The sequence below is a fragment of the Methylobacterium sp. NEAU K genome (genome assembly GCF_030700285.1).
In the GTDB taxonomy this organism is placed as follows: Bacteria; Pseudomonadota; Alphaproteobacteria; order Rhizobiales; family Beijerinckiaceae; genus Methylobacterium.
This window is the reverse complement of record NZ_JAUYZJ010000008.1, coordinates 15,113-29,125: the sequence shown is the minus strand read 5'-3', so window position 1 is coordinate 29,125 and position 14,013 is coordinate 15,113. Positions and strand designations below refer to the sequence as shown.

Genomic DNA, 14,013 nt, shown 5'->3' with positions numbered 1-14,013 from the left:
GAGGAGCAGTACCGATGTCGGGTTCACGGCTCACGACCTTGATTTTCGTCGGCATGCTGCTGGGGATCGCTGTGGGCTACGCGTGCAGCATCACTTGGCCGGACCCGCAGACGGCTAAGGAGATCGCCGGCTACATCGCGCTGATCTCGGACATTTTCCTGAGGCTGATCAAGATGATCATCGCGCCGCTGGTGTTCTCGACGCTGGTGGTCGGCATCGCGCATCTCGGCGACACCGCCTCGGTCGGCCGAGTCGGCGGCAAGGCGCTGCTGTGGTTCGTCGGCGCCTCGTTCTGCTCGCTGATGCTGGGCCTGATTCTGGTCAACCTGATGCAGCCGGGTCACAACCTGAACCTGCCGCTGCCCGATGTCGGGGCCGGCACGGGCCTGAAGGCGGCCTCGCTGTCGCTCAAGGAGTTCGTCGCCCACTTGGTGCCGAAGAGCGCCGTGGAGGCCATGGCCAACAACGAGATCCTGCAGATCGTGGTCTTCTCGATCTTCTTCGGCGTGGCCTTGGCGGCGCTCGGCGAAAAGGGCCACCTCCTGGCCCAGGGGATCGAGGGCCTGGCCGACGTCATGCTCAAGGTGACGGGCTACGTGATGCTGTTCGCCCCCGTGGCGGTGTTCGCGGCGATCGCCGCGACGATCACCACGCAGGGCATCGGCGTCCTCGTCACCTACGGCAAGTTCCTGATCGAGTTCTATGCCGGGCTCGGCGTCCTCTGGATGCTTCTGATGGGGGTCGGCTTCCTGATGCTCGGCGGCGGCGGCATCGTGCGGCTGTTCAACCTGATCAAGGAGCCCTTCGTGCTGGCCTTCTCGACCGCGTCGAGCGAGGCGGCCTATCCGAAAATGCTGACCAACCTCGAGAAGTTCGGCGTGCCCAACCGCATCACCTCGTTCGTGCTGCCGATGGGCTACTCGTTCAACCTCGACGGCTCGATGATGTACTGCACCTTCGCGGTGATGTTCATCGCCCAGGCCTACAACATCCCGCTGACCTGGGGCCAGCAGCTCACGATGCTGTTCCTGCTGATGGTCACCTCGAAGGGCATGGCCGGCGTGCCGCGCGCCTCGCTGGTGGTGATCTCGGCCACGCTGGCGCAGTTCAACATCCCGGAGGCGGGGCTGCTGCTGATCATCGGCATCGACCAGTTCCTAGACATGGGCCGCTCGGCGACCAACGTTCTGGGCAACAGCGTCGCGACCGTGGCGGTCGCCAAGTGGGAGGGCCAGCTCACCGCCTCAGACCAGCGCCTCGACCACGTCGGCACCCTGCCTTCGCCCGCCGAGTAGCGCGGGGGCGGGCATTCGGAGAACGGTCATGGCGATGCGGTTCGGTGCGGTGTTGCTCCTGGCCTTGGCGGCCGCGCCGCGTCCCGCCGGGGCGGTCGAGCTGCTCACCGGCACGCTGAAGAGCGTGGCCGAGCGCGGCGAGATCGTGCTCGGCTATCGCGAGAGCTCGGTGCCGTTCTCGTTCGTGGAAGGCCAACATCCGGACGGTACGCCCCGGGCGATCGGCTACGCCATCGACCTCTGCGGCGAGATCGCCGACGACATCCAGGCTGCGATCGGCAGGCCGGTAAAGATCCGCTACGCGCCGGTGACCGCGGAGACCCGGATCCCGGCGGTGACCTCGGGCCGGATCGACCTCGAATGCGGCTCGACCACCGCCAATGCCGAGCGGCGCAGGCAGGTCGCCTTCTCGCCGGTGGACTACATCAGCGCCACGCAGCTGCTGGTGAAGCGAGGGTCCGCCATCGCCTCCTACCGGGACCTCGGCGGCAAGACCGTGGTCGTCACCGCCGGCACCACCAACGAGAAGGCCGTGCGCGACCTGCTCGCCAAGCTCAGGATCCAGGCGCAGGTCGTGACGGCGCCCGACCACGCGGCCTCCTACACGATGGTGAAGGCCGGCCGCGCGGACGCCTTCGCCACCGACGACGTGCTGCTCTACGGGCTGATCGCCACCGACGGCCAGGACGGAACCGACTACACGGTGCTGCCGGACAAGCTCTCCTACGAGCCCTACGGCATCATGTTCCGCAAGGATGATCCCGAACTCGCCGCGGTCGTGACCCAGACCTTCACGCGGCTGGCCGAGTCGCGGGCGTTGCGCTGGACCTACGAGCGGTGGTTCCTCAAGCGACTGCCTAACGGCGAGCGCCTGAACATCCCGATGTCGAACGACCTGCGGACGAGCTTCCAGCTGATGGGCCTGGACGCGCAGGAGTGACCGGTCCGGGCAACCGGCACAGGCCGACGCCTCGCTTTTGCCAAACGCGTGGATGAGGAAGGGACCACGCGTCCGTTCCTCCCCTCCGCCGCGAGCGTGCCTCCGCCCCATGCCGATCGCCGCGTATGTCCCCAGAGCCGTTGTCCGCCTGCTGGCCGCCGGGCTCGGCTTGGCTGCCACGGCGGCGTCCGCGCATCCGCATGTCTGGGTCAGCGCAAAGGCTCAGCTCGTCTATGAGTCCGGTAAGCTCGTCGGCGTGCGCGACACTTGGAGCTTCGACCCCGAATACACGGCCTTCGTCACGCAGGGGCTCGATACCAACAAGGACGGCACGCTAACGCCGGACGAGCTGGCCGGGCTCGCGGCCGAGAACACCGCGAACCTCGCCGAGTTCGGCTACTTCACCAAGCTGAAGGTCGGCGGCAAGGAGCAGGCCTTCGCCGACCCGAAGGAGCCGACGATGCGCATGGAGGACAAGGCCCTGGTCCTGAGCTTCCTGCTGCCCCTGAAGGCCCCGGTCCAGCAGGGCAGGGGCGTCGCCGCCCTGGAGGTCTACGACCCGACCTACTTCGTCGCCTTCTCCTTTGCGGAGGGCACCGACGCGGCCACGCTGGCGGGCGCGCCGCAGGGCTGCGCCGCCACCGTCACCCGCCCGAAGACGGAGCAGCCGAAGACCGCCGAGACCGGAGCGCCGGGCATGACGGAGGCCTTCTTCGAGGCGCTCACCGCCGCCTCGACCTACGGCGTGCAGTTCGCCAGCCGGATCCTGGTCGCGTGTCCGTAGGGGTCGGCCTCGATGCGCCGCCGCGGTTCGGGCGGCTCGGGCTTCGCCTGGGGCTCATGGTCGCCGCCATCGTGCTGGCCGCCCTCGCGGCCGCCGGGATCGCGTGGCTGATCGCACCCGGGATCGCCGCACCGCCGGCGCGCTCGCCCTTCGGCATCGGGTTCCGGGAGGCGGCCCCGGCCTCCACCGGCCTCGGCGGCGTCATCCTGGCGTTGCAGGCGAGCTTCTCACGCAGCCTCAACGCCGCGGTCGTGGCGCTGAAGGGCGGGGGCGCCTGGGCACCGCTGATCGGTTTCGCCTTCGCGTACGGCGTGTTTCACGCCGCCGGCCCCGGCCACGGCAAGGCGGTGATCGCAGGCTACATCCTGGCGGGTGAGCGGGCGCTGCGGCGTGGCTGCGCGCTGAGCGCCTGCGCGGCCCTGCTCCAGGCCCTCGTCGCCGCGGCGATCGTCGGGATCGGCACCGTGTTGCTGAACGCCACCGCTTCGGGCGTGACCCGGGCCGGGACCCTGATCGAGACCGTGAGCTTCGCGCTCGTCGCCGTGGTCGGGCTGGCGCTGACGTGGCGCAAGGCCGGGCGCCTCGCCCTGCTCGGGGCGGGCTGCGGGCCCGGCTGTGCCCATCTGCCCGATGCCGGCGCGATCGATGCCCTGGATTCGTGGCGCGAGCGGGCCGGCGTGGTCCTGGCGGCGGGCTCGCGCCCCTGCGCCGGGGCGGTGCTGGTCCTGGTCTTCGCGATCTCGCAGGGCGTGCCGGGCGCAGGGATCCTGGCGGTCCTGGCGATGGCCCTCGGCACGGCGGTCACCACGACGGCGCTGGCCTGCCTGGCGGTCTTCGCCAAGCGCGCGGCCCTGCGCCTCGCGGGCGGCCGGGGCCAGGCGGGTTGGCTGGTGATCGGCGGCCTGGAGCTGCTGGCCGGTGCCTTCGTGCTGGTACTCGGCGTCGTGATGCTGTCGGGCCTCGCGCTGGGTGTCGGCGGCTAGGAATGGCCTTTCAAGGCCCGAGACCTTTCGCCGGTCCGGGGCGGCGCCGCGCGAACCCCGTGACCCCGTCCCGGACCCTGTCAAAGCGCTTCGTGCCCTCTGGAAACCCGTTCCGGAACGCGCTGCGCAAGGAATCGCCGTCCTCCGCGCAGACGGTCTCGCCAGCGGGCCCGTGCCGTGTCACGCTGCGCTCCCGTTACGGGGGGAGCGCGGATGCACGCCGACTTCGAGAAGATCCTGAACTGGCGCCTGCTCGCCGGTTCGCATCCGTTCCCGGGACCCGAGGGCGGGACATGCATCAACGAGGCGGCGATCGTGGCCGCGGGCCTGCCCTATAGGGCGATCCGCTCCAGCGCCGATTGCCCGCCCTGCTTCTCGCGGCCGATCGCGGCCTATGCCCTCGGGCTCAACGACGCCATGCCGGACGATGCCCGGCCGCAGCTGATGAGCTTCGTGCTGCGGCTCTCGGGCAGCGCAGACCGGCCGGAGGTCGAGACTTCCCGCATCCGGCGCCTCGCCCTGGAGAGCATCCGGCGGATCCTCGCACCGCTCTGCACGCGCGCCGGCATGGCCGAGCATGCCGAGGCCTGTGCCGGCGCGCCGGACCTGCCCGCAGCCCTGGCGGCGGCGAAATCGGCCGAATGGCGGGGCGGCGCACTCGCCCAGGAGGCCGCCCGGGCGCGGCGGTGGCGGGACGGCGCGCTGACCGCCGCGGTGGCGCGCACCGCCACGGCGGCTCTGCGGGCCGCCGACGATGCGCGATGCGCCGCCGAGGTCGCCGAGGGCGCGGCACCGTTCGTGCCGGACACCTGGGCGCGGGCCTGCACGATCCTCGATGCCGCCCTCGCCATCGGCCGGCAGGCGTCGGCGATCGATCTGGTCGGTGCCCGCGCGCGGCTCGATGCGGCGCGGGCCTCGGCCTGATCAGGCCAGGGCGGGCTCGGCGGCGAGGTCCAGCTCGATCGAGGCGCAGTTCTCCAGGAACGTGCCGCTGAGATGATAGAAGAAGGTGCCGTGACCGACCACCGCGATGGTCTTCTCGGGCCGAGCCCGCAGCCACCCCCGGAAGGCGGCCACGCGGGCGTCGAACAGGGGGCGCGGCTCGACGGGATAGCCGCCGACCTCCGAACCGGGCTCCGCGTGCCACCACACCTCCGGAAGGTGCCCCACGTCGAGATGGGGGAAGTCCGCGGCGATCTCCGAGGCCGCCCGGCCGACGTCGCAGCTGCTCTCCTGGCATTCCCGGTGAAGCACCTCGACCAGCACGCGCGGGCGGCTCGGGTGTTCGCCGAACAGGATCGCGGCGGTCTCGATCGCGCGGGTGAGCGGCGACACCACCACCAGCTCGAACGGGATGCGCTCCAGACGCACCCGGGCATCCCGGGCCTGGGCCCGGCCGCGCGGGGTCAGGCGGGCATCGGGAAGGCCCGGGTCGCCCCCGCCGAGCCGGTGGGCGGCGTTGAACGTCGATTCCCCGTGGCGGATGCAGACGATTCGGGTGTTCTCTCGCATGATGCTCGGACGCGTCTCTGGGCAGGCGGAAAGCGGGGCGATCAGGCGAAACGGCCGCCGCGCTGGATGACCTCGATCTTGTAGCCGTCGGGATCGGTGGCGAAGAAGAAGCGCGCCAGCACCTCCTCCCCGTGCTTGAGCGACTTCAGGTCTGTGGCCGTGAAGCCCTCGCGCCGGTGGCGCGCATGCTCGGCCTCCACATCGTCGACCACGAAGGCGATGTGCCCGTAGCCGTCGCCCAGATCGTAGGGCGTGTCGCGGCCCTTGTTCACCGTCAGCTCCAGCTCGAACGGCGAGGCCGGATCGCGCAGGTAGACCAGGGTGAAATCCGGAAAGTCGTAGCGGTCCGACACGTCGAGACCGAAAGCGCGGGCGTAGTAGTCGCGGGCGCGCCCCTCATCGAGGACGCGGATCATGGCGTGGACGGGCTTGGACATGCGTCTGCGGTTCCGTGAGCATTCGGACAGGTCGGGATAGCGGCACATGTGGCGCCGCCGCGGCGCCGCGGAAAGGGCTGACGCATCGACATCGCGGCACGACCTGAGCCGGCGCGCCGGGCGCATGCGGGCCGGCGCACGGAACCGACGAATAGCAATCAAGCTATAAATAATAACCATGTATAGCAAACAGGCCGTGCGTCAAAATTTTGATACACACGATTGAATTCGATTCGAACATCGATCGAATATCTGTCATCGATCCAACAATAGAAAGGCATATGGCCGTCGCAAAATCAGCGAGATCGGCATCTTTTTAACTCCCGGATTGAAAATCTTGCCGGCACAGACATAACGATTTCAGATTTTAGCGCATGATTAACTGCGATAGGCCAGAAACGGGATCGACCCAGCCTTAAACTCCAACGACTCGCCCAGCCGGAGCCGAACACGATGATACGCCTGTCGAACATGAAGATCTTCGCCAAGCTGGCATTGATCATCTCCCTGATCGGCGCGATCGTCGGCGGCTGCGTCTGGTATGCCCAATCGCGGATGACGCAGATCGACGACGCCTACAGCGCGTTCATCAGCAACGAGGCCGTGGGCATCTCCGAGATCCAGCACGTCAACCAGCTCGTGTTCGAGCTGAACTACTTCGTCTACCGGATCATCGCCGAGACCGAAGAGGCGCAGATGAAGGCCGCCAACGGCGGCTTCGAAGCCGCCGTGCCGAAGCTGAAGGAAACGCTCGGCGCGCTTCGCGGCCATACGCCCACCTTCACGACCCGCATCGACGAGCAGACCGCGCGCATCGAGCGGTTCCTCCGGGACGTGACCGAGGTGCGCCGGCTCGGCACCCTCAATCAGAACGAGCAGGCCATCGCGCTGGTCCATTCGGCGATCGATCCGACCTTCGCCAGCCTGGCGGCGAACGGCAACAAGCTCGCCGAGGACATCAACGCCTACATGCAGAAAGGCTCCGACGACCTGACGGATCAAACCAACGCCACTCGCCGTAGCCTGATGATCCTCAGCGCGGCCGGCATGCTCGCCGGCCTCGTCGCGGCGTTGTTCATTTCGATGATCGGCATCACCCGCCCGCTCGACCGCCTGGTGGCCGTCCTGCAGCGGATGGCGAAGGGCGAGATCGACGCCGAGATCAAGGAGGCGACCCGCAGGGACGAGGTCGGCGCGGTCGGGAAGGCGGTCGAGGGCATCAAGGCGATGGTGGCCCGCAAGGCCGCCGAGGAGGCCGAGATCAAGCGTCTGGCCGACGAGGCCGCGGCGGCCGAGCGCAAGCGGACCATGATCGAGCTGGCCGACGGGTTCGAGCGCGCGGTCGGCGGTATCGTCGGCATGGTCTCGTCCTCGGCCACGGAGCTGCAGGCGACCGCGCAGGCCATGACGGCCAGCGCCAGCGCGACGGCCAACCAGTCGACCACGGTGGCGGCGGCGGCCGAGGAGGCGGCCGCCAACGTCCAGACCGTGGCGGCGGCGGCCGAGGAGCTGGGCTCGTCCGTGCAGGAGATCGGCCGGCAGGTGCTCGGCTCGGCCGGCCTCGCCCAATCGGCGGTCGGCGAGGCGGACCAGACCCAGCATCTGGTGCAGGCGCTGAGCCAGGCGGCCACGCGCATCGGCGACATGGTCGGGCTGATCTCGAACATCGCCGGGCAGACGAACCTGCTGGCGCTCAACGCCACGATCGAGGCGGCGCGCGCCGGCGAAGCTGGCCGCGGCTTCGCCGTGGTGGCGGCGGAGGTCAAGGAGCTCGCCGCGCAGACCGCCAAGGCCACCGAGGAGATCAGCCAGCAGATCGGCCAGATCCAGGGGGTGACCGGCCAGGCCGTCACGGCGATCGGGGCGATCACGGCGCGCATCCGCGAGATCGACTCGGTGGCGACCTCGATCGCCGCGGCCGTGGAGCAGCAGGGCGCCGCGACTCAGGAGATCGTCCGCAACGTCTCGCAGGCCGCCGCCGGCACCTCCGAGGTGACGAGCAACATAGCGGGCGTGGCCCAGGCCTCCGAGGAAACCGGCACGGCCGCGAGCCAGGTTCTCGGCGCGGCCGGCGAGCTGTCGCGCCAGTCGGAGCATCTCGGCGCGGAGGTGTCCCGCTTCCTCACCACGGTGCGGGCCGCCTGAGGCAGGCGGCCGGGCTCGTCCCCCGGACGGGCTCAGGATCGGGTCACGGCCCGATCCGGAGCACCTCCGTCCGGTCGCCGGCCTGCGCGAAGGCGGCCGGGTCGGCCCCGGTCATCCAGACCTGTCCGGGCAAGGCTTCGAGGGCCTCGAACAGGCCGGCGCGCCGGCGCGGGTCGAGATGGGCGGCGACCTCGTCGAGGAGGATCAACGGTGCGATGCCGCTCATCGCCCGCACCAGGCGGGCATGAGCCAGGACGAGGCCGATCAGCAGGGCCTTCTGCTCCCCCGTAGAGGCAGTGCCCGCCGGGACATCCTTGGGACCGTGGCGGACCACGAGGTCGGTGGTTTGGGGCCCGGTCAGGGTGCGGCCGGCAGCCCGGTCGCGGTTACGGCCGTTGCGCAGGGCCAGCCGGAAGCGGTCCTCCGCCTCGATGGCCGGCCAGACCGCCACGAGGTCGTCGAGATCCCCCTCCAGGCGGATCGACGCCCAGGGGAAGGGTTGCGCGTCGTCGCGGGTCTCGGCGATCAACCGGTCGAGCCGCTCCGCGGTCTCCCGGCGGGCCAGAGCCACGGCGACACCAAGCTCGGCCACCTCCCGCTCCACCGCGTCGAGCCATCGACCGTCGTCGGGACGTTCCTCCAGCAGCCGGTTGCGCGAACGTAGGGCCCGCTCCATGGCGGAGACCCGGGCCCCGTGCCCGGCATCGACCGCCAGCACGAGCCGGTCGAGAAACCGGCGCCGGTCGCCGGCGGCGCCGCGGAACAGTCCGTCGAGATCCGGCGTCAGCCAGACCACGCGGAGGAATTCGCTGAAGGCCACCGGCGAGGGGGCGGGGGCGCCGTCGATGCGGCAGAGGCGGCTGCTGCGGCCCTCCGGACCCGGCGGCTCCAGCCCGGTGCCGAGACGATGCTCGGCGCCGTCCCGGTCCAAGGTGAGGGACACCGCGAACCCGCCCGGGCCGCCCGCGCGCGCCATCGCGGCGAACTCCGCCCGGCGCAGGCCGCGCCCCGGCACGAACAGGGAGATCGCCTCGAGCAGGTTGGTCTTGCCGGCCCCGTTCTCGCCCACCAGGGCCACGAAGCGGGCCGCGGGCGCGAGGTCGAGGTCGGCGTGGTTGCGGAAATCGCGGGCGATCAGGCGGGTGAGGCGCGCAGTTCCGGTGCTATCGGGTTCACTCATGAGGCGGCAAGGCGGAACGATCGCCGGCCGCATGCGGCCCGCGATCGATCGAAATCCGGTCGTCGAACTTGCGATGATGAATCAGGTAAGATCGGAATTTGAGGATCCGTACGTTGGGAGCGATCTCCGACGCGGGCCTGCCGCTCATCGGCTGCCGACCCAATGCGGGACATCGGATGCGGAGCGCCGCGAAGAAGCTGACGGCGGGAGCGGGATCGTCCGAGGCTATGAAGTCGCTGACCGCGCGCAGATCCGTTCGCGCCTGCCGCGACACGAGGACAGGCTTCGCGTGCCGGCCTTCTCCCAGGCGGTATTGCGCGCTGCCGATTCATCCGGCGTCGCATCGTGAGGTTCGTCGTCTCCGCTCAAGACCCCATGCCGCAAAGCCGTCCGCAACGTGGCGAGCCGATCTTCGTTCAGGAGGGGTAACCCGACACTGGCTGCGATCCAGCGCTCGAGCGAAGCCGCCTGTAGGGGGTCGCAGGCGACCGTTCCGGGGCTGGCGAACCGTCACACCCGCATGGGCATCAGCACGTACAAGGCCGGCGCGCCCTCACGGTCCTGGATCAGGGTCGGCGAGCCCGGATCGGCGAGCTTGAACAGAGCCGTGTCGCCCTCGAGCTGCGCCGTGATGTCGAGAAGGTAGCGGGCGTTGAAGCCGATATCGAGGCCGGCCGCCTCGTAGTCGACATCGAGCTCCTCGGTGGCGCTTCCCGAATCCGGGTTGTTGACCGAGAGCGCCAGGCGCCCCTCGCTGAGCCCGAGCTTCACGGCGCGCCCGCGCTCGGACGAGATCGTCGAGACCCGGTCCACCGCCTTGGCGAAGGTATCGCGTTCCACCGTCAGCCGCTTGTCGTTGTTGGCCGGGATCACCCGCTGGTAGTCCGGGAAGGTGCCGTCGATCAGCTTGGAGATCAGGGTCAGGCCGCCCGCGAAGCGCAGGCGGATCTTGGCGGGCGACAGGTCGACCGCGACCGTCTCGCCGCCGTCGTCCAGGAGCTTCTGGATCTCGGCCACGGCCTTGCGGGGCACGATCACCCCCGGCATGCCGACGCTGCCCTGCGGGGCCGGGATCTCGACCCGGGCGAGCCGGTGACCGTCGGTGGCCACCGCCCGCATCACAGGGCCGCCCTCGGTCTCCAGCGTGTGCAGGTAGATGCCGTTCAGGTAATAGCGCGTCTCCTCGGTGGAGATCGCGAACTGCGTCTTGTCGATCAGCCGCTTGAGGTCGGCCGCGGCGATCTCGAACCCGTGCGGCATCTCGCCGGCGGCGAGGTCCGGGAAGTCGCCTTCCGGCAGGGCGCCCAGCGCGAAGCGCGAGCGGCCGGAGCGGATCGTCATCTGGCCGGATTCGCCGCCGGTCTCCAGCGAGACCTGGGCGCCCTCCGGGAGCTTGCGGACGATGTCGTAGATCACGTGCGCCGGGACCGTGGTGGCCCCCGCATCCGCCACGTCGGCAGGCACGCTCTCGGTGACCTCGATGTCGAGGTCGGTCGCCCGGAGCTGGAGCCCCGAGCCCTCCGAACGCAGCAGAACGTTCGACAGGATCGGGATCGTGTTGCGGCGCTCGACGACCCGGTGCACGTGGCCGAGCGACCTGAGCAGGGCTGCGCGCTCGACGGTGACTCTCATCGCAATACTCGAGTGATGTGGAAGGGCGCCGCAGCCGGAACCCGTCTCGGAATTTGGCCGGGCAGCTTGGCGAACGGGGCAGGCGAACGCAAGGCCGCCCTGGGCGCATCGCACAGCTACGCCGCCCCGATGTCGATTTCAGGGTTCCCGCGCGAGCCGCACCGTGCGAAAGCGCCGCGGCCGACACGATACCGTATTTTCGCCCGAGTCCCAAACAGACCATGCTCCAGACCCTCGAGATCGCGGCATCGAGAGAGACCGCAACCAGGGCCTCCCCCGGCAGCATCCTGGCCGCGAGCTTCGTGGGCACGGCGATCGAGTTCTTCGATTTCTACATCTACGCCACCGCCACCGCGCTGGTGATCGGGCCGGTGTTCTTCCCGGCTGGCGCACCCGGGGTACAGCAGCTCAGCGCGTTTGCGACCTTCGCGATCGCGTTCATCGCGCGGCCCGTGGGTGCGGCCCTGTTCGGGCATTTCGGCGACCGGGTCGGGCGCAAGGCCACGCTGGTCGCGTCGCTCCTGATCATGGGCCTCTCGACCGTCCTGATCGGCTGCCTGCCGACCTACGCCACCGCCGGCTGGTGGGCGCCGGCGGCCCTCTGCATCCTGCGCTGCGGGCAGGGCATCGGGTTCGGCGGCGAGTGGGGCGGCGCGGCGCTGCTGGCCGTGGAGAACGCGCCGCCGGGCCAGCGCGCGTGGTACGGGATCTTCCCGCAGCTCGGTGCGCCGGTCGGCTTCGTGCTGGCCAATCTGGGCTTCCTCGCCCTCAGCTTCGGCCTCTCGCCCGAGAGCTTCCAGGCCTGGGGCTGGCGCCTGCCGTTCCTGGCCTCGGCTGCGCTGGTCGGAGTCGGGCTCTACGTGCGCCTCAAGCTCACCGAGACGCCGGCCTTCAAGGCCGCGCTGAGCCACGCGCAGCCGGAGCGCATCCCGTTTGCGACCATGCTGACGCGGCACGGGCGCGCGGTGCTGATCGGCACCTTGGCGATGGTGGCGGTCTACGCGGTGTTCTACCTCTCGACCGTGTTCGCGCTGGGCTACGGCACCGGCACGCTCGGCTACGCGCGGCCGACCTTCCTGCTGTTCGAGTGCATCGCGGTCTGCTTCATGGCGCTCGGCACCGTGCTCTCGGGCGCCGCGGCGGACCGCCTCGGGCGCAGGCCGATGCTGCTCTCGGGGATGGCCGCGGTGTTCCTGCTGGGCTTCCTCATGGGGCCGATGCTGGGCGCCGGGACGTGGCCGCCGGTCCTCGGCTTCCTGTGCCTCAGCCTGCTGGCGATGGGTTGGGTGTTCGGGCCCATGGGCGCCGTTCTGCCCGAGCTGTTCCCGACCCGGGTCCGGTACACCGGCGCCTCCGTCACCTACAACCTCGCCGGCATCCTGGGCGCCTCGGGCGCGCCCTACATCGCCCAGGAGCTGGCGGCGTATGGCGGGATCGGCTTCGTCGGGCTCTATCTGGCGGTCGCGGCCATCCTCAGCTTCGTCGCCGTCCTGGCGATGCGAGAGACGGCCCACGATTAGCGCATCGCCCTATTCCGAACGCCGGCTGCCACCGTTCGGAACGATCCTCTCAGCACCACCTGCCGGAGCTGTGACCGCTCCGGCCGGTGGTGCTCAGGTGCGCGCTTGAACGGTCCGGTCGGCGCGTTCGGGCCGGGCGCTCCGAACGATGGCTACCTGCCGGCAAACACCGGCGCCTCAGCCCCGCTTGTCCAGCGGGCGCCCGAGGAGGCGTGCGAACTCGGCCTCGATCTCCTCCACCGAGAAGGGATTGCCGGCGGATTTCGGATCCGGTCGCGGAGCGGCGACCGCGGCCTGGAACGGCGGGGCGACCTTCGGCAGCGTCGGCTGGGGCACCGGCGGAGGCGGTGCGGGCGATGCCGGCGCGGACGGACGGGGCGTCTCCGGGGCAGCCCGGGGCACGGGCGCCGGGGACACGGGCGGAGCGGGCATTGCGGGAGGCGTTGATGGAGGCGGCGGCGCGGATGCCATCGCCGCGGCCACAGGATCGACCTCCTCGGAAGCGGCGGGGGGCGCGGGGGCCGGCGTCACCGCCGAGGAGGGACGCGACAGCGCAGCCTGAAGTTGCCGGGCCATGTCGGACAGGACGGCCGGATCGACGGATCGCCGTTCGGACGTGACGGTCAGGCTCGGCGCCTTCGGGGCCGCCTCGGGACGCATCGAGCCGGCCTCGGGCTTAGGTTCGGGCTTAGGTTCGGGCCTGGGCTCGGAGGCGGGATCCGGCCGGGGCTCGACGAGCGGCGCTGCGGTCCGGCTCAGGATCCGCCGCGGCGCCGCCGCCGCGCGGGCGGCCGGAGCCGGCTCCGCGGCGGGGGCTTGCGGCACGGGGACCGAGCCGGAGGACGCGGAGACCGACGGCGCGGAGACTTCCTGCGCGAGCTCGTCGCCTGCGAGCCGGGCTAGATCCAGCCGGAACGTCACCGGCGGCGCGTCATCCGAGCGCGGCACCGGCGGGGGCACGACGACCGGCATCTCGAAGCCGGGCTTGAACAGCGGTTCCGCGCGGCGACCCGGGATCTCCGGGAGGACCCGCGGCGGCTCGGGCAGGCGGCCGCCCTGCGCGAGGGGATCCGCCGGCGGCTCGACCAGGGGGTCCGAGGCCCCCTCGGGCAGCAGGGCCGCTTCCGGCAGGGGGCGCTGGGTCCGCTGAATGTTGCGCTCGACCACCACGTCGTTGGGGCCGCCCACGAGCAGCAGGTGCTCGACATTGTCCCGGCGCAGCAGGATCAGCTGCCGGGCACGGTCGAGCTCGTATACGTCGACGATCCCGAGCCTGGGCTGGCGCCCGCGGCTGTTTGCGCGCCCCGGCAGAGCGAGGCTGCGTCCGGTCAAGCGCCGCACCGTGAACACGATCGCGGCCAACGCCGTGAAGATGACGGCGAAGATCACGACATACTGGACGATGGCGGAACCCTCAGAGCCAAACACGGATGGCAGCCATTGCAAAATTACGCACTCGCACGTTCCGGCCGCCGCAGGGCCGCGCCCGGCACGGGACCCATCCATACCACGTCGACGGGGCGACGTGGCAGTCGACGTTAAGACTTCGTTAACAGGCCTTTAAAATTAGCGCCGTCAAGACAGC

Annotated in this window: 13 protein-coding genes; 7 read left to right on the top strand and 6 right to left on the bottom strand. The window is 70.4% G+C overall.

The annotated features are described in order from the left end of the window. Positions 1 to 14: 14 nt before the first annotated feature. The 5 genes from Q8W67_RS08520 (at position 15) to Q8W67_RS08500 (ending at position 4,926) form a co-directional block, all read left to right on the top strand. Positions 15 to 1,295: a dicarboxylate/amino acid:cation symporter gene (locus tag Q8W67_RS08520; protein WP_305543691.1), complete on the top strand. Its 1,281-nt coding sequence runs from the start codon at positions 15 to 17 to the stop codon at positions 1,293 to 1,295. A 28-nt stretch (positions 1,296 to 1,323) separates the two neighbouring features. Next, positions 1,324 to 2,235 carry an amino acid ABC transporter substrate-binding protein gene (locus Q8W67_RS08515; RefSeq protein ID WP_305543688.1) on the top strand — a complete coding sequence of 304 codons (912 nt, stop codon included), beginning with the start codon at positions 1,324 to 1,326 and terminating at the stop codon, positions 2,233 to 2,235. A 109-nt stretch (positions 2,236 to 2,344) separates the two neighbouring features. Further along, positions 2,345 to 3,019, top strand: coding sequence for a DUF1007 family protein (locus Q8W67_RS08510; RefSeq protein WP_305543685.1), 675 nt, complete (start codon positions 2,345 to 2,347; stop codon positions 3,017 to 3,019). After that, positions 3,010 to 4,002, top strand: coding sequence for a nickel/cobalt transporter (locus Q8W67_RS08505; RefSeq protein ID WP_305543682.1), 993 nt, complete (start codon positions 3,010 to 3,012; stop codon positions 4,000 to 4,002). The genes Q8W67_RS08510 and Q8W67_RS08505 overlap by 10 nt, the downstream gene beginning before the upstream one ends. 213 nt (positions 4,003 to 4,215) lie before the next feature. Further along, positions 4,216 to 4,926 (top strand): hypothetical protein, encoded by a 711-nt coding sequence (locus Q8W67_RS08500; RefSeq protein ID WP_305543679.1) that lies wholly within the window; start codon positions 4,216 to 4,218, stop codon positions 4,924 to 4,926. Here Q8W67_RS08500 and Q8W67_RS08495 read toward each other — a convergent pair whose 3' ends face one another. Together Q8W67_RS08495 and Q8W67_RS08490 are read right to left on the bottom strand one after the other, a co-directional pair. Then, positions 4,927 to 5,514 carry a histidine phosphatase family protein gene (locus Q8W67_RS08495; RefSeq protein WP_305543672.1) on the bottom strand — a complete coding sequence of 196 codons (588 nt, stop codon included), beginning with the start codon at positions 5,512 to 5,514 and terminating at the stop codon, positions 4,927 to 4,929. It abuts the gene before it with no gap. A gap of 41 nt (positions 5,515 to 5,555) precedes the next feature. Next, the gene (locus Q8W67_RS08490) at positions 5,556 to 5,951 is read right to left on the bottom strand and encodes a VOC family protein (RefSeq protein WP_305543665.1); all 396 of its coding nucleotides are present in this window, start codon (positions 5,949 to 5,951) and stop codon (positions 5,556 to 5,558) included. A gap of 453 nt (positions 5,952 to 6,404) precedes the next feature. On the opposite strand from Q8W67_RS08490, the gene Q8W67_RS08485 reads away from it, so the two are divergent. Beyond that, the gene (locus tag Q8W67_RS08485; protein ID WP_305543663.1) at positions 6,405 to 8,096 is read left to right on the top strand and encodes a methyl-accepting chemotaxis protein; all 1,692 of its coding nucleotides are present in this window, start codon (positions 6,405 to 6,407) and stop codon (positions 8,094 to 8,096) included. Between the two features lie 43 nt (positions 8,097 to 8,139). Here Q8W67_RS08485 and recF read toward each other — a convergent pair whose 3' ends face one another. From recF to dnaN, 3 genes are all read right to left on the bottom strand, one after another. Further along, on the bottom strand, positions 8,140 to 9,276 hold the full coding sequence (recF, locus tag Q8W67_RS08480; RefSeq protein WP_305543660.1) for a DNA replication/repair protein RecF: 1,137 nt from the start codon (positions 9,274 to 9,276) through the stop codon (positions 8,140 to 8,142). Beyond that, positions 9,269 to 9,550 carry a type II toxin-antitoxin system RelE/ParE family toxin gene (locus Q8W67_RS26790; RefSeq protein ID WP_370693841.1) on the bottom strand — a complete coding sequence of 94 codons (282 nt, stop codon included), beginning with the start codon at positions 9,548 to 9,550 and terminating at the stop codon, positions 9,269 to 9,271. The genes recF and Q8W67_RS26790 overlap by 8 nt, the downstream gene beginning before the upstream one ends. 236 nt (positions 9,551 to 9,786) lie before the next feature. After that, positions 9,787 to 10,908: a DNA polymerase III subunit beta gene (gene dnaN, locus Q8W67_RS08470; protein WP_305543654.1), complete on the bottom strand. Its 1,122-nt coding sequence runs from the start codon at positions 10,906 to 10,908 to the stop codon at positions 9,787 to 9,789. A gap of 221 nt (positions 10,909 to 11,129) precedes the next feature. Between dnaN and Q8W67_RS08465 the strand changes: the two genes are divergently transcribed. Further along, positions 11,130 to 12,428, top strand: a complete 1,299-nt coding sequence (locus tag Q8W67_RS08465; RefSeq protein ID WP_305543651.1) for an MFS transporter — start codon at positions 11,130 to 11,132, stop codon at positions 12,426 to 12,428. Positions 12,429 to 12,605: 177 nt separating this feature from the next. Here Q8W67_RS08465 and Q8W67_RS08460 read toward each other — a convergent pair whose 3' ends face one another. Continuing rightward, positions 12,606 to 13,856, bottom strand: a complete 1,251-nt coding sequence (locus tag Q8W67_RS08460; RefSeq protein WP_305543647.1) for a hypothetical protein — start codon at positions 13,854 to 13,856, stop codon at positions 12,606 to 12,608. Between the last annotated feature and the right edge of the window lie 157 nt (positions 13,857 to 14,013).

Bases quoted from the DNA above. Each gene is read 5' to 3' on its own strand.
- Q8W67_RS08490 (WP_305543665.1), bottom strand. From the start codon at position 5,951: ATGTCCAAGCCCGTCCACGCCATGATCCGCGTCCTCGATGAGGGGCGC.
- Q8W67_RS08495 (WP_305543672.1), bottom strand. From the start codon at position 5,514: ATGCGAGAGAACACCCGAATCGTCTGCATCCGCCACGGGGAATCGACG.
- dnaN (WP_305543654.1), bottom strand. From the start codon at position 10,908: ATGAGAGTCACCGTCGAGCGCGCAGCCCTGCTCAGGTCGCTCGGCCAC.
- Q8W67_RS08465 (WP_305543651.1), top strand. From the start codon at position 11,130: ATGCTCCAGACCCTCGAGATCGCGGCATCGAGAGAGACCGCAACCAGG.
- Q8W67_RS08520 (WP_305543691.1), top strand. From the start codon at position 15: ATGTCGGGTTCACGGCTCACGACCTTGATTTTCGTCGGCATGCTGCTG.
- Q8W67_RS08500 (WP_305543679.1), top strand. From the start codon at position 4,216: ATGCACGCCGACTTCGAGAAGATCCTGAACTGGCGCCTGCTCGCCGGT.
- Q8W67_RS08515 (WP_305543688.1), top strand. From the start codon at position 1,324: ATGGCGATGCGGTTCGGTGCGGTGTTGCTCCTGGCCTTGGCGGCCGCG.
- Q8W67_RS08485 (WP_305543663.1), top strand. From the start codon at position 6,405: ATGATACGCCTGTCGAACATGAAGATCTTCGCCAAGCTGGCATTGATC.
- recF (WP_305543660.1), bottom strand. From the start codon at position 9,276: ATGAGTGAACCCGATAGCACCGGAACTGCGCGCCTCACCCGCCTGATC.
- Q8W67_RS08510 (WP_305543685.1), top strand. From the start codon at position 2,345: ATGCCGATCGCCGCGTATGTCCCCAGAGCCGTTGTCCGCCTGCTGGCC.